Origin of the sequence: Vibrio ezurae NBRC 102218 (assembly GCF_000467185.1) — a bacterium.
GTDB lineage: Bacteria > Pseudomonadota > Gammaproteobacteria > Enterobacterales > Vibrionaceae > Vibrio > Vibrio ezurae.
The window spans coordinates 23,621-36,995 of the sequence record NZ_BATM01000010.1; the positions used below are offsets into that span (position 1 = coordinate 23,621).

Below are 13,375 nucleotides of genomic sequence, written 5' to 3' on the forward strand. Positions count from 1 at the left end.
TTGTTAATCTGCTACTATCAGCGTAATTGGCTTTTTTCACAGTCACGAGATAAAGGAACCCATGCTTCATTGGATAATCCCTGCCACCGATACATGCAGTGAGCTTGTAGAGTGTTATTGGTTTATAGAAAAAACCACGGATACTGACAGTAGCTTTCCCAAATTAAACCCAGATCCTTGCGCGCATTTGATTATCACGCCTAACTCGTATTCGTATAGCAGTGATGAAGGCGCTATCTCTGGTCAAGGGAGTCACTTTTTGTGCGCTCATCAAAGTACGTTCGAGCTTGATCATTGCAAAGCATTTACTCATTTAGGAGTTAAGTTTCGCACCGGCGCGCCATATATACTGTCTGAAAATAATGAACATTTCACCGCACTTGATCAAGTCATCGAACTCTCAGTGAATGATTTATTGTCTATGAGCGATGAAGATCAAAGACAAATGTATGCGCTGGCAAGAAGTGATAAAACGCAATGTGTTGCGATGTTAGAGCGCTACTTACAGCCGTGGCTGACACGCTCAAAAAGCGATCAGCACAGTAAACTGGTAAGCAAAGTATGTGATGAGCTACAACATGTCTCTATCTCGGAACTCGCCAGTCAGTTATTTTGCTCACAACGCACCATTGAGCGCAGTTTTAGACGAGTCACAGGGCTGACATTAAAACAATATCAGGCGATGACTAAACTAGAGTTGATGCTAGAACATCTTTATCAGAAATCGCCCGCCGATATTGATTGGGTCGATATCGCGTTTGAATTTGGCTTTAGCGATCAGCCACATTTAATCCGCTATCTAAAAAACCAAATTGGCACCACGCCAAAGAAATACGCTGTGAATAGAGGCTTTACTATCGATATTTATGGCGCAGTAAGCTCTCATGAATGACGGCAAGTGATTAAACGAGCAGACTCGATTAATCACTTAACAGCACCTGCTGCATGCTCGCTAGGCTTTGCTCAAAGTAAGGATTGTAAGTAAGGCGTGCGTGTATTTTACCTTCCTCTACATAGCCATAAGACGAATACCATACAGTTGCGCCATCTAGGCATTGCACCTCTAGCTCTGCCCCTTGTCCATTATTACACAGCCGATTTTTGCCATTCACGCCATATTCTGGATTACTCGGTGAAAACAACCCAGCCATGTGCGATCCCTCGCTAATGCGCTGTTCAGGTAAGTTCATGTTGTAAGCCGTAGTACGTGCTTTGAGGGGAGGATTACTGCCTAGCCAAATTAGCTGTGAATTGGGGTTATCAAAGCGGTTCGCAAATTGTTCCACTGCAAAGTATTTATCCACCACCGTATCGCCTTCACTGATTAACATAAATACAGGCTTCGAGTATTTAGGATTCGATTTTAGTGCCTGTTGCACGCGCTGAGTCGTTTCATAATAGCTAGCGGCCGCCGTCATCGGCAATGAATCGTAACGTAGGTAATTGGTTTCTGGGTCTTGGTCGGCCCACTCAATCACATATTGCGCATATTTTGCCATAGGCAGCAGATCTGAACTGCCGTTAAAGGCGGGTGAGTACAAAATTAATCCCTTGATGCACTGTCTGTTAACGCATAGCGAGTGACGATATTTGCCCCAGTAGAATAACCGCCTAGCCAAACATTCTCTGACTCTTGTTTAAGCAAGGCGATTTGATGCTCTACGCTTTGTTGCCATATATCCGCCGATACCAGTTTAAGATCGCCCACTTTTGAGCCATGCCCAGGTAGCAGCACAGTTCTAACTAAATACCCTTTGTCACTTAATCGCTGCGCAATATCAGAAAAAGAGTAGGGCGAATCACCCAAGCCGTGCACCAAAAGAATAGCCTCACCATTGGGTTTACTAGGGCGATATTCTTGCGGTGAGTTCAAGGCGATTTCTCTGTTTATGTCATCGGTAATAAAATTTCGTTCAAGCTTCATCCATTGTTGGGTTTCTAATACATACTGCTCAAAGCTGGCTTGTTGGTAGGGGCTCAATGTCTCGGCACTTTGATAGTGGTAAGGCACATCGTTGTTAGAGCCACAGGCTGTGAGTGAGGTGATAATAACAGGTATTAGAAAGGTGGATATTTTACTCATGGAATCGGTTTATGCCTGCGGTGTTAACGGACTGAACTTTAATAGTACGTTCTTTAATTTCATATGCAATTTATTTGATAGTAATGCAATAGTAAAGATAGGGATCACTTTGATTCAAGGGCTTTCATATCGAAGTGAAGAATTACAAACGTGCCTTTGTATTTAATGCCCTAAATTTGAACTGTTCTGATATGAACTAAACGGTGTATAATTCGCGTGTATTACATGAGCGGAAAAATAAATATGTTCACTGAAACTAAATGGGGCATGAAGCCGAATATTCCTCTGGCTAAACAGTTAGCCAAACGTGATGTGCCAGCTTTGGTTTATGATGCTGTGAACCTAGAAGGTGTTGCCATGACGCTACCTGAGGTTCAAACAATCCTTGATGGTATAACGGTTGGTGGACATCGTATCAGTGATCAAAATATGGCGCTGAACCAAGCAAAAACTTGGGAGCGTATTTTTGAGCTCGTCGATTCATCGGAATTTCTCTTTTCAAAAGACACTGCATTGTTACTACATAATATCGCTGGTGAAGAAGAAGCATTAGAATGGGGGAAGTTTCGTTCTGGTTATGTATCAATCACGGGGTCTGATTATGAACCTCCAGCACCACAAGACCTCAATGAAAAATGGACAGAAGTACAAACTTTAGTTGATGCTTGTAATGATATTTATGATCGAGCCATTACTGCTTTTCTACAGATGGCACGAGCTCAGTTTTTCTGGGATGTGAATAAACGAACAGGTCGTTTTATGATGAATGGAATTTTGCTATCAGTAGGTTTTCCTATCATAAATGTTCCTGCTAAACGTCAGCAGGAATTTAACACCTTAATGTTAGACTTCTATGCAAGTAATGATATGCAGCCGATGAATCAGTTCTTACGTAGTTGCCTTAATAAACAGATCATCAAAAATTTTCAATTAGATCTCAATATTGGTCAATAAGATACAAATAGGCATCTTTTACAGAGTATCTCGCCTAGATAAGCCCATGCTTGAACGCTACAGTATTCACATACTGTTAATGGCATTACCATTGTGAAAACGTTCATTTTATCTATAGGGGTCAGTATGGTTCTTGCCACATCATCATTTGCGAACAACATCGATTCGGATTTAACCCCCCAAACTCAAAATACCGTTCAAGATGCAGAGGGTAACATTTACCGCACTGTTAAAATTGGCGATCAAGAGTGGTTGGCAGAGAACCTAAGAAGCACTCAATTTCAAGACGGTTCAGCTGTGAATACGGGGTTTATTCCAAAAGATGATCAAGCCAACCTAGCTAAATATGGCCGTTTATACAGCTGGCATGATGTAACGGACGCTCGCAAGTTATGCCCTAAAGGTTGGCGTGTCGCTACTGATGATGATTGGAAAGTATTAGAACGCACTATAGGGATGCCAGAAGAGCAACTTGATCAACAAGGCTGGCGCGGCGCAAAGCAACATATAGGCTTGCAGTTAAAAGAAGCTCAGTCTCAAGGCGTATTTAATAAGTTTGCCCCTTCCTTGGTCAATAAACGTCATTTCTCAGCTCGTCCAGCAGGCGTAAAGTTACACGGGTTTTATATCACACAAGGTGTCTATACTGAGTTTTGGACCGCAAGCAGCGCCACAGACAAGCAAGGCATCATACGTACCCTTGCATACTCTTGGTGGAATACACACAAAAGTGAAATTCGCCGTGCAACAAGCTCAAAGGACTATATGTTTTCGGTTCGCTGTGTGAGAGTTACTGAATAAGCATTTAATTTAACTACAAATTAACTTCTAAGTTGACAGTCTTTCCCCCGTTGAAACTAAGGATTAACTGAGGGAGATACGTTTTTTAAAATAATATGCACATAAATGGTGCTGATTATATTTATGGATGTTATTGTTTTTTAAACGTTAAAACTATGTTCGGTATCTGCAAGCAGCTTAGTATTCGATTAGGTGTGTGAGATTCTGGTGAAAAGGGATAAAACTAGCAATGCTTGTTAAGTATCTTGGTTTGGTTTGGGACGATAAATTAAAACAAAATGTGCCTCGAACAACATTTCTGAATGACGGTTTGTTTAGATTTACGCAACCAAAGTTCCTGAATGACAAAGGAAGTGAGGCAAGATTTGATGCCTACTATGATGAGTACTCAGCAGTTGATATTGAGTGGGCAAAAACACAGTACCTAAAGCAATCTATTGATTTCGAGTGCACTATGGCTATAGATAAGTTGATTGCCATTTTTCTAGAGCCTACGGGTTGTCGGTTTGGTGATTGTATGCCGTGGCTTGTCAAAGAAACAGGTTTTGAAACAATGGCTGAATATGACTATAACACCTTTGAGAAAGGTGTATTGGCTATGAACCATGCAGTGATTGAATTGCTAAGTGCTCACGTAGGTGTGTTTTCCCTCTGTAAATCAGATTCCAGCGTATATATGTGGACTCATTATGCATCTGAGGGGAAAGGTATAGCTGTGGTTTTTAAAGAGGATCATTCGTTTTTTAAGGATTACCCTGCGAAAGGTGTAAGTTATAACCGTGAAGATAGAGCAACAATTAGTTATCAGAAGGGGTTATTTCGTATTAATGGACATCCAGCAGAAAATTTTAAGGTAGTAAAAAGTGACACTGGCAAACTTTCGATTAAATTGCCTAGAAATATAGACTGGGAAGAATTAACTAATAGGCTAATTTATTCAAAGGATGCTAATCCTTGGTTAGTTGAGGAGGAAATGCGAATAGTCTTGCCGCTTGATTGTTGTGATGTTGGTAACGGTAAGATACTGACTCCCGAGTTAGATGAATCATTAGTGTATATACCTAATCTAACCGATAAAAAATATTCGGAAGTCTGCCTAAAGAAAATTCCTTTAGATGCGGTAGAAAGTATTATAGTTGGGTTCGATACAGATCCTACTTATAAACAAGTGATAATTGATAAACTGGCATCAACAGCTGAGCTATCACATATCAATATTAAGCAAGTGCAATATAATGTATTCAATAAGTTAGAAGTTGTAGACATTTAAGCTACTGGTTTATCATCTCGCTACTCAATGTTATTCGCTACAGAGCCCTTCTGTCCGAGTTTGTTAACCCATGCTTCCTACGTACCCAAGCGACTTCAATAGCAAGGAACAAGTTGGTAAACAGACCAAAAAACGATACCAAACGCAGTTTGTAAAGCAAATAGCTTTAATGAATTTTCAAATATCCTCAGTTTTATATTTAAGCGAGCCCACTTGTGCAATAGATGGGTAAGGATTCATACTCTTTTCAAGCAAGTTTTGTTGAATAGGTTCCATTTTATCCATTATCGCTCATATAACAGTGGATTGTTTTGCTTGCATCACTAAGTTAGTTTATTGCTTTATTAATAATATACCCACGAGTCATAATATTTCGCTCACTTTCCTCGGAAGCTCAGCCGCAGAGATGACATTACTGTTATTCCTAGTCTCTAAATACAAATCTCTAATACATCAACTCTTTCGCCTTCTTACTATCAAACTCAGCTAAGAACTTTCTAGCCAGTCTACGCATAAAGGGTATTTTCAGAATTTGCTCTAACACGGTAATGGCATAGATCCAGAAGATAGAGGCCTTGAGCACTAGCACAACAAAAGCAAACAAGGGAAGGGCAATAACCCAACGGGTCACGAAATTAATATTAAAGACCGCGGTGGTTTTGCCTAACGCACGTAGCACTTGTCCGTGTACGGTGACGTAGCCTTGAATCAGTGGCATTAGAATGTACAGCGGCGCGATGCTTTTTAGCGCGTCATAGGTGACTTGTGAGTGGCCGGGATAAATCTTTTCAACGACCAAACTTAACATAAACGAGGCAAAGGCAATGATCATTGAGACGCCAACAGTAACTCGGATGCTCAGGGCAACGTCGGAATCTAGGGTATCGAAGTTGTTGGAGCCGATGGCTTGGGAAATAGTGATGGCCGAAGAAACCGCCCATGCAACGACAAATTGTGCAAGAGCTGTAAGCCACGGTTTAATCATAACAATTGCCGCATAAGCTTCGGTGGGCAGTTGGGCATATAGTGCGTTATACAGTGCTAACCCCATCGTCAGTACCACCATGTTGGCCGCAATAGGGAAAATTTCTTTAAAGTGTAGTGTTATATTTTGCTGTAAACCGATAAATGATTGCTTAACAGAGAGGATCACTGTGCGTTGATATTTTAGGCAGATAAGAAGAAAAATCATTCTTATACCTAGTGCGATGACGGAGCCTAATGCCGCACCTGCAATGCCAATACCGACAAAACTGCCATAGCCATGAATTAAATAATAAGAGGCCGCAGCATTAATGGGCATAGTGAACAAGTAACTGATAAGAGGGATTTTTGTTTTTCCCATCGCATTGAACAATGCGATAGAAACTTGAGAGATCCCAGTTAAAAGTAGTGTGTATTTTATCAGAGATAGATAGGCGTCAATATCATCGTACAGGTCCACATTGTGACTAAGCAGTTTAATAATGGGCCATTTAAATAGAGTAATTAAGATAAAAAACAGTGTCGCAAAAGAGAGGTTAATGATCATCCCTGACAGAAAGGATTTAGATATTAAAGAACTTTTGCCAGAACCGACCGCACGTGACAATACATTTTGTGAACCATTGGCAAGTGCATTTTGCATCCCTAGCATCAAGGCAACGATGGTGCTGGCAATCCCCATAGCGGCAAGAGCGCCTTCTCCTAATGGGGAAATTAACAAGGTATCTATCATTAACATGCCTTGCATTAGCAGGGCATTGATAGCGATAGGCCAAGCCATTTTGATATTTTTCTTAATGTACTGACTATTTTTGCTTCGCATGAACTCTCTTCTTTTAGGCGTCAGACGCCTTCTAGTTATTCAAATTTATTAGGTTGGAATTGTCTTGGTCACTAGACTCACCGTCGCAGATAAAGATAGAACGATTGAGTAGGAATGGTGAAAGGCATCTTCTTTAATGGCTTACATTGCTAATTATACGTTACGTAACATTGCGTAAAGTGTGATCAATGTCGCGGTTGCTCTGGATAAATATGAAACTAATTTTCCATTTTTCTGAAATAGATGAGAGTCGTAGTGGTGTAATTTAGAGGACATTTGTTGTTAGAAACTTCTATGACGCGCCTATAAAGGTGACCACGTCACTTTCTGGCGTGCGCTGCATTTTGATTTGGACGAGATAAACTTTATTTTTGACTTTTTATGTATCTCAAAAATGTGTACATTGTCTTAATGAATTAACGATTTAGCCATGCATAGAAATTCATTGATATTCAGCTTCCATAATAGTCACGCAACCCTTGTTGTGATTACGTTTTGCTCATATTGATATTGTTGTAAGTGTTACAGGCTATGAAGATTTTAAATGGAGTTAACCTATGTTATTTCAAATACTAGTGGTGGCTTGTTAGATGTTAGCTAAAAGAATTATTCCTTGTTTGGATGTTAGAGACGGACAAGTCGTAAAAGGTGTTCAGTTTCGTAATCATGAAATTATCGGTGATATCGTGCCGCTGGCACAGCGCTATGCTGAAGAAGGTGCTGATGAATTAGTCTTTTATGATATTACGGCGTCAAGCGATGGTCGTGTTGTCGATAAAAGCTGGGTTGCTCGCGTTGCAGAGGTGATCGATATTCCGTTTTGTGTGGCAGGTGGTATTAAATCCGCTGAAGACGCCTCACGTATTTTGGAGTTTGGTGCCGATAAAGTGTCGATAAACTCCCCGGCATTAGCAAACCCTGAACTAATCACACATCTTGCTGATAAATTTGGCGTGCAATGTATTGTCGTTGGTATTGATTCTTTCTTTGATAAAGAAACTGGCAAATATCAGGTGTACCAGTTTACGGGTGATGAAGTTCGCACCAAAGCGACTCAATGGGAAACCAAAGATTGGGTACAAGAAGTTCAGCGTCGCGGCGCTGGTGAGATTGTATTAAATATGATGAACCAAGATGGCGTTCGCAATGGCTACGATCTGACACAATTAAATATGGTACGCGAAGTGTGTAACGTGCCTTTGATTGCCTCTGGTGGTGCAGGTGCAATGGAGCACTTTGCGCAAGCCTTTAATAAAACCAATGTCGATGGTGCACTGGCAGCATCGGTATTTCATAAACAGGTCATCAATATTGGTGAACTGAAGCAGTACCTGAAAACCCAAGCAGTAGAGGTAAGAATATGAGTGTAACAGTAAGTGAGTTAACAACGTTGGCTGAACGTATTGACTGGGATAAAGTTGATGGTTTAGTACCGGCGATTGTTCAAGACTTTACCTCTAGCCAAGTATTAATGATGGGTTACATGAGCCCAGAAGCGCTGCAAAAAACGGGAGAAACAGGCTTAGTCACTTTCTTCTCTCGTACAAAACAAAGCTTGTGGACCAAAGGCGAAACCTCTGGCAACGTCTTAAAACTGAAAAACATGTCGTTAGATTGTGATAATGATACTTTGTTGGTGAAAGTGCAGCCGGTTGGACCAACTTGCCATACTGGCACAACAACGTGTTGGGATAACGACGCCAAAGAAGAATCACAGATGGTATGGCTTCATCAACTTGAAACCCTATTGGGTGAACGTAAACATGCCGATCCAGACTCTTCTTACACCGCCAGCTTGTATGCCCGTGGCACCAAGCGTATTTCGCAAAAAGTGGGCGAAGAAGGCGTTGAAGTCGCGCTTGCGGCGACGTCGGGCGATAAAGCGGAATTAGTCTGTGAATCAGCGGATCTTATCTACCACTTGTTGGTCTTGCTACAAGATCAAGGGCTGTCGATGAACGACGTGGTGAACAAATTAAAAGAACGCCATAAGTAAAAGAGATTCGTTCTAAAAACCATTTCTCCTGATTCAAACAGGTGAAATGGTTTTTTTATGCCCTTTGACTCTCAAATAGAGCCACCGGTCTCTTAGCGGTTAGGCTTATCGCAGTGATTAAGCATTCATCCTATTTCGAGGATGCGTTAATGATGGCAATGCTGATTACGCGCCGCAGCACTTCTTAGATTTCTTACCACTGCCACAAGCGCATGGGTCATTACGGCCTACGCTTGTTTTTTTAACCGCAAGCGGGTAGTCGTACATCTCTCCATCAATATAAAACCATTGCCCATCTTCTCTTACAAAGCGAGATTTTTCAGTAAAGCTATACTGGCGCTTGTCTTCGCTGAAATAGGCATTAAAAGTGACAAAGCCTTCGTTGTCGTTGCTTCCTGACTCACTGTTGACCACTTCAAGTTTTGACCAGTCTCCGCTGACTGACTCAGCAATCGCGTCGGCATCCTCACTAGCATGGCAACTTGGGTGATAGGTTTGAATCACAAAATCCACCAACTTTAATTCGTGAGCACAATAGCGAGCACGCATCAGTTGTTCGGGTACCAATGCTTGACGAGGATCTAAGTGAATAGGTTGGCAGCAATCTTGATAGGGTTTGTGGCTGTGGCATCGACACAAAGGCAGGGTTGAGTTCATAGATAAAGCACGCGGTTATAAATTTGTCTTGATTATAACATTGATAACTAGATTTACTCTCAGAGCGTGAGTTTATGGCGCAATAAATTGAATATATTGATGCTTGAGTGGCTTTAATAATTCATTAGCGACATCAATAACAGGCACTTCTACTGAATGTATTAATGGTAAGTTATGCTTATTTAATATCTTAAAAATATGATGAAAGTGAAGCGGGTAATTTTCGTTAAGTATTTGTTTTCTAAGAAGCTCTGGTTTTGCTAAGTAATAGCCTTGAAAAAAATCAAATCCAGCGTCAACGGCTTGCTGATATTGAGTATGGTCTTCTATTTTCTCAGCAATAAATTTAATGCCTAATGATTTATGTTGCCTTATAAACCCCTTTGCATCCACAAGCGAGTATTGTTTGATATCAAATTTTATAATGGAGATAAAGGGTAGGGCTGCTTCCCAAGCTGTTGTAGGAACAAAATCATCAAGAGCAAGAATATAGCCTTGTTTATGTAAGTCTTTAATCGCATCCAGTAGATCAGGACATAGATCGGCTCCTTCTAATATCTCAACCACAAACTGACTAGAAGGAAGGTATAAAGGGAGCCGTGCAATAATGCTTTGCTGTGTAAAGTTAATATAGCCTTTAACCCCATTGAGCAATAAGCGATCGTTATCGAGCAAAAGGTCGGTCAAAATTGAGCGGGTAGCATATTCGCCATCAATTTTTGGGCAAGCGTTTAAGGGACTGTTCCTATAAAGTAGCTCATAGGCAATAGTATCGCCCGTTGCATTTATAATAGGTTGTCGAGCTACATAGGAACTGTACACAGATAATATCGTCGATAATGAAATATACTCTAAATAATAAGCCTAATATTAATAGAGTGAACAGTCTATTTTAAAAAGTGTCGACTGGTTTGCAAATGTAACGATAAATTATAATGGAGAATGATATAAACGCGTATTTTCTTTAGTGATTTCAAGAACAGAGGTTTGTTTATACCAATCGCCAAGTACAATTCGCTGCATATTATGTTCATCAAGTTGATGAATATTAGGGCGATGAGTGTGCCCATGAATCATTAATTGAGCGTTGTGGCGTTGCATAGCATCCATAACCGCATCTTGGTTAACATCCATGATGTCATAAGACTTATTTTGTTTTTCATCATTTGCGTTGCTTTGTACTTTTTTGACTAATTTACGACGCAAACTTAGCGGAATGTGGTTATACACCCATTGTAACCATTTCATGTGTACTTTTTGACGAAACTTCTGATATTTCACATCGTCGGTGCACAGTGTATCACCGTGTAGCAGCAAGGTTGGGGTGCCATATAAATCGATTAACGTTTCATCATTAAGTAGTGTTGCACCACTTTTTTGTTCAAACGTCTTTCCTACTAAGAAATCACGGTTTCCTTGAGTGAAAAAGCAAGGTGTACCTGCTTCAACTAAGGTTCTGATTTCGTTAATAACCGTCTGATTTAAAGGAGAGTCATCATCATCTCCGACCCAGAACTCAAATAAGTCGCCCAAAATATACAAAGCATCAGCGCCTGGTGCGTCTTCACGCATAAAACGAATGAACGCCTCGGTCATTTCGGTATGAGAGGGGGTGAGGTGCAGATCTGAGATAAACAGTGTACGCATTTGCGTAAATTCCTTATTGATAAAAAACCGCATCAAGCTAACTTGATGCGGTTATACACATTACTCGGCGATAGTTGTGCCAGTAATGATCACTTCTTCTAAAGGAACGTCTTGGTGCATACCCATGCTACCAGTGCTCACGCCTTTAATTTTGTTTACTACGTCCATGCCTTCAGTCACTTTACCAAATACACAGTAACCCCAACCGTTCATGTCTTCTGATTTAAAATCCAAGAAAGTGTTGTTGTTGATGTTGATAAAGAATTGAGAGCTAGCAGAATGTGGTTCCATAGTACGAGCCATTGCGATAGTGCCAACTGCATTGCTAAGGCCATTGTTTGCTTCGTTCTGGATAGTTGCGCGAGTTGGTTTCTCACGTAGACCAGAAGTCATGCCGCCGCCTTGGATCATAAAGCCATCGATAACACGGTGGAACAATGTGTTGTCGTAGAAGCCGTCTTTACAATACTGAACGAAGTTTTCAGCCGTAATTGGAGCAAGTTCGTGGTTCAGTTCTAGCGTAATATCACCGTGATTGGTGTGAAGGGTGATCATAAGAGCGTCCTTAACGTTTATTTAGTAGATAAATCGAATCAAATTCTAACCAAACTCTCAGCACAATCAACTGCTAACCGAGTTTTCTGTTACTTAAGGCGTTATGTGTTGGTATACTAACCACATTATCCCTACCAGAAGTAAAAGCGGACCAAATGCTGAAGATATACAATACGCTGACGCGTCAAAAAGAAGAATTTAAACCTATCACTGCCGGAAAAGTCGGTATGTACGTGTGTGGTGTAACAATCTACGATTTATGCCACATTGGTCATGGACGTACATTTGTCTCTTTTGATGTTGTTTCACGTTATCTTAGATATCTTGGTTATGATCTGACTTTTGTGCGCAACATTACGGACATTGACGATAAAATCATCAAACGTGCGGCTGTTAACGAAGAAAGCTGTGAAGCATTAACTGAGCGCTTAATCGCCGAAATGCACGCCGACTTTGACTCTCTGAACATGAAGCGCCCTGATGTTGAACCACGAGCGACTGAGTTTATTGATGAAATTATCGCATTGGTTGAAAAGCTTATTGAGCGCGGTTTTGCTTATGTGGCAAGTAACGGTGATGTGATGTTTGAAGTGAGCAAGTACGGTGAGTACGGCAAGCTTTCTAAACAAGATCTTGAGCAGCTTCAAGCGGGTGCACGTGTAAACATCGAAATGGCTAAACGCAGCCCTCTTGATTTTGTATTGTGGAAAATGTCTAAACCGGGTGAACCAACATGGGAATCTCCATGGGGTGCAGGTCGTCCAGGTTGGCACATTGAATGTTCTGCAATGAACTCTTCTATTTTGGGTGATCATTTCGACATTCATGGCGGTGGTTCAGATTTGCAATTCCCTCACCACGAAAATGAAATTGCACAATCTTGCTGTGCACACAATACTCAGTATGTAAACACGTGGATGCACAGTGGTATGGTGATGGTTGACCAAGAGAAGATGTCAAAATCTCTGGGTAACTTCTTTACCATTCGTGATGTATTAGGTCACTATGATGCTGAAACCGTACGTTACTTCCTAATGTCAGGGCATTACCGCAGTCAACTGAATTACAGCGAAGAAAACCTTAACCAAGCACGTGCTTCGCTAGAGCGCCTATACACCTCATTACGTGGTTTGGACCTTAGCGCAACGCCTGCTGGTGGTGAAGAATACGTCTCTCGTTTCTCTACAGCGATGAACGACGACTTTAATACGCCTGAAGCGTATGCGGTATTATTTGAGATGGCACGTGAAGTGAACCGTCTGAAAGGCGCTGAACTAGAAAAAGCCAGCCAACTTGGTGCTCTTATGCGTGAGCTGGCGGATGTCATTGGTATTTTGTACCAAGATCCAGAAGCCTTCCTACAAGGCGGACAAGCCGACGACGAAGTGGCAGAAATAGAAGCACTCATCAAGCTACGTAATGACTCACGCGCAGCAAAAGATTGGGCAAATGCCGACCTTGCTCGCGACAAGTTAAATGAGCTAGGTATTGTTCTAGAAGATGGCCCACAAGGGACGACTTGGCGTCGTAAATAATTCCGATTTAATGTCTTTAGATTGATACACATAAACATTAATAAATAGGGCCGATAGCGACTATCGGCCC

At 41.2% G+C, this 13,375-nt stretch carries 12 protein-coding genes and 1 pseudogene; 7 read left to right on the forward strand and 6 right to left on the reverse strand.

Annotation, left to right across the window (positions count from 1 at the left end):
* The first annotated feature begins 61 nt into the window (after window positions 1–61).
* Window positions 62–892: a helix-turn-helix domain-containing protein gene (locus VEZ01S_RS05665; RefSeq protein ID WP_021713055.1), complete on the forward strand. Its 831-nt coding sequence runs from the start codon at window positions 62–64 to the stop codon at window positions 890–892.
* A 28-nt stretch (window positions 893–920) separates the two neighbouring features.
* On the opposite strand, the pseudogene VEZ01S_RS17060 reads toward VEZ01S_RS05665, so the two are convergent.
* Window positions 921–2,083: pseudogene (locus tag VEZ01S_RS17060) on the reverse strand (alpha/beta hydrolase).
* Window positions 2,084–2,326: 243 nt separating this feature from the next.
* Here VEZ01S_RS17060 and VEZ01S_RS05675 point away from each other — a divergent pair.
* The 3 genes from VEZ01S_RS05675 to VEZ01S_RS05685 all read left to right on the forward strand — a co-directional run bounded on the left by VEZ01S_RS05675 (window position 2,327) and on the right by VEZ01S_RS05685 (window position 5,108).
* The gene (locus tag VEZ01S_RS05675) at window positions 2,327–3,037 is read left to right on the forward strand and encodes a Fic family protein (protein ID WP_021713058.1); all 711 of its coding nucleotides are present in this window, start codon (window positions 2,327–2,329) and stop codon (window positions 3,035–3,037) included.
* A 93-nt stretch (window positions 3,038–3,130) separates the two neighbouring features.
* Window positions 3,131–3,838, forward strand: a complete 708-nt coding sequence (locus tag VEZ01S_RS05680; protein WP_235868496.1) for a fibrobacter succinogenes major paralogous domain-containing protein — start codon at window positions 3,131–3,133, stop codon at window positions 3,836–3,838.
* 229 nt (window positions 3,839–4,067) lie between these two features.
* Window positions 4,068–5,108, forward strand: coding sequence for a DUF2971 domain-containing protein (locus tag VEZ01S_RS05685; RefSeq protein ID WP_021713060.1), 1,041 nt, complete (start codon window positions 4,068–4,070; stop codon window positions 5,106–5,108).
* Between the two features lie 445 nt (window positions 5,109–5,553).
* On the opposite strand, the gene VEZ01S_RS05690 is transcribed toward VEZ01S_RS05685, so the two are convergent.
* Window positions 5,554–6,873 (reverse strand): MATE family efflux transporter, encoded by a 1,320-nt coding sequence (locus tag VEZ01S_RS05690; protein ID WP_084621673.1) that lies wholly within the window; start codon window positions 6,871–6,873, stop codon window positions 5,554–5,556.
* A 632-nt stretch (window positions 6,874–7,505) separates the two neighbouring features.
* On the opposite strand from VEZ01S_RS05690, the gene hisF reads away from it, so the two are divergent.
* Complete coding sequence (gene hisF, locus VEZ01S_RS05695) at window positions 7,506–8,279, forward strand: imidazole glycerol phosphate synthase subunit HisF (RefSeq protein ID WP_021713062.1); 774 nt, start codon at window positions 7,506–7,508, stop codon at window positions 8,277–8,279.
* A complete protein-coding gene (gene hisIE / locus VEZ01S_RS05700) occupies window positions 8,276–8,911 on the forward strand; it encodes a bifunctional phosphoribosyl-AMP cyclohydrolase/phosphoribosyl-ATP diphosphatase HisIE (RefSeq protein WP_021713063.1) in 636 nt (211 codons plus the stop codon). The genes hisF and hisIE overlap by 4 nt, the downstream gene beginning before the upstream one ends.
* Before the next feature lie 165 nt (window positions 8,912–9,076).
* On the opposite strand, the gene VEZ01S_RS05705 is transcribed toward hisIE, so the two are convergent.
* From VEZ01S_RS05705 to VEZ01S_RS05720, 4 genes are all read right to left on the reverse strand, one after another.
* Entirely contained in the window at window positions 9,077–9,568 is a 492-nt protein-coding gene (locus VEZ01S_RS05705; protein ID WP_021713064.1) for a YchJ family metal-binding protein, read from the reverse strand.
* Window positions 9,569–9,640: 72 nt separating this feature from the next.
* Window positions 9,641–10,390 carry an EAL and HDOD domain-containing protein gene (locus VEZ01S_RS05710; protein WP_021713065.1) on the reverse strand — a complete coding sequence of 250 codons (750 nt, stop codon included), beginning with the start codon at window positions 10,388–10,390 and terminating at the stop codon, window positions 9,641–9,643.
* Between the two features lie 108 nt (window positions 10,391–10,498).
* Complete coding sequence (gene lpxH, locus VEZ01S_RS05715) at window positions 10,499–11,215, reverse strand: UDP-2,3-diacylglucosamine diphosphatase (RefSeq protein WP_021713066.1); 717 nt, start codon at window positions 11,213–11,215, stop codon at window positions 10,499–10,501.
* A 60-nt stretch (window positions 11,216–11,275) separates the two neighbouring features.
* A complete protein-coding gene (locus VEZ01S_RS05720; RefSeq protein ID WP_021713067.1) occupies window positions 11,276–11,770 on the reverse strand; it encodes a peptidylprolyl isomerase in 495 nt (164 codons plus the stop codon).
* 155 nt (window positions 11,771–11,925) lie between these two features.
* Between VEZ01S_RS05720 and cysS the strand changes: the two genes are divergently transcribed.
* Window positions 11,926–13,305 carry a cysteine--tRNA ligase gene (gene cysS / locus VEZ01S_RS05725; protein ID WP_021713068.1) on the forward strand — a complete coding sequence of 460 codons (1,380 nt, stop codon included), beginning with the start codon at window positions 11,926–11,928 and terminating at the stop codon, window positions 13,303–13,305.
* The last annotated feature ends 70 nt before the right edge of the window (window positions 13,306–13,375 follow it).

Coding starts and splice junctions, on each gene's coding strand:
- hisF (WP_021713062.1), top strand. CDS start 7,506: ATGTTAGCTAAAAGAATTATTCCTTGTTTGGATGTTAGAGACGGACAA.
- VEZ01S_RS05690 (WP_084621673.1), bottom strand. CDS start 6,873: ATGGCTTGGCCTATCGCTATCAATGCCCTGCTAATGCAAGGCATGTTA.
- cysS (WP_021713068.1), top strand. CDS start 11,926: ATGCTGAAGATATACAATACGCTGACGCGTCAAAAAGAAGAATTTAAA.
- VEZ01S_RS05705 (WP_021713064.1), bottom strand. CDS start 9,568: ATGAACTCAACCCTGCCTTTGTGTCGATGCCACAGCCACAAACCCTAT.
- VEZ01S_RS05720 (WP_021713067.1), bottom strand. CDS start 11,770: ATGATCACCCTTCACACCAATCACGGTGATATTACGCTAGAACTGAAC.
- VEZ01S_RS05675 (WP_021713058.1), top strand. CDS start 2,327: ATGTTCACTGAAACTAAATGGGGCATGAAGCCGAATATTCCTCTGGCT.
- VEZ01S_RS05685 (WP_021713060.1), top strand. CDS start 4,068: ATGCTTGTTAAGTATCTTGGTTTGGTTTGGGACGATAAATTAAAACAA.
- VEZ01S_RS05665 (WP_021713055.1), top strand. CDS start 62: ATGCTTCATTGGATAATCCCTGCCACCGATACATGCAGTGAGCTTGTA.
- lpxH (WP_021713066.1), bottom strand. CDS start 11,215: ATGCGTACACTGTTTATCTCAGATCTGCACCTCACCCCCTCTCATACC.
- hisIE (WP_021713063.1), top strand. CDS start 8,276: ATGAGTGTAACAGTAAGTGAGTTAACAACGTTGGCTGAACGTATTGAC.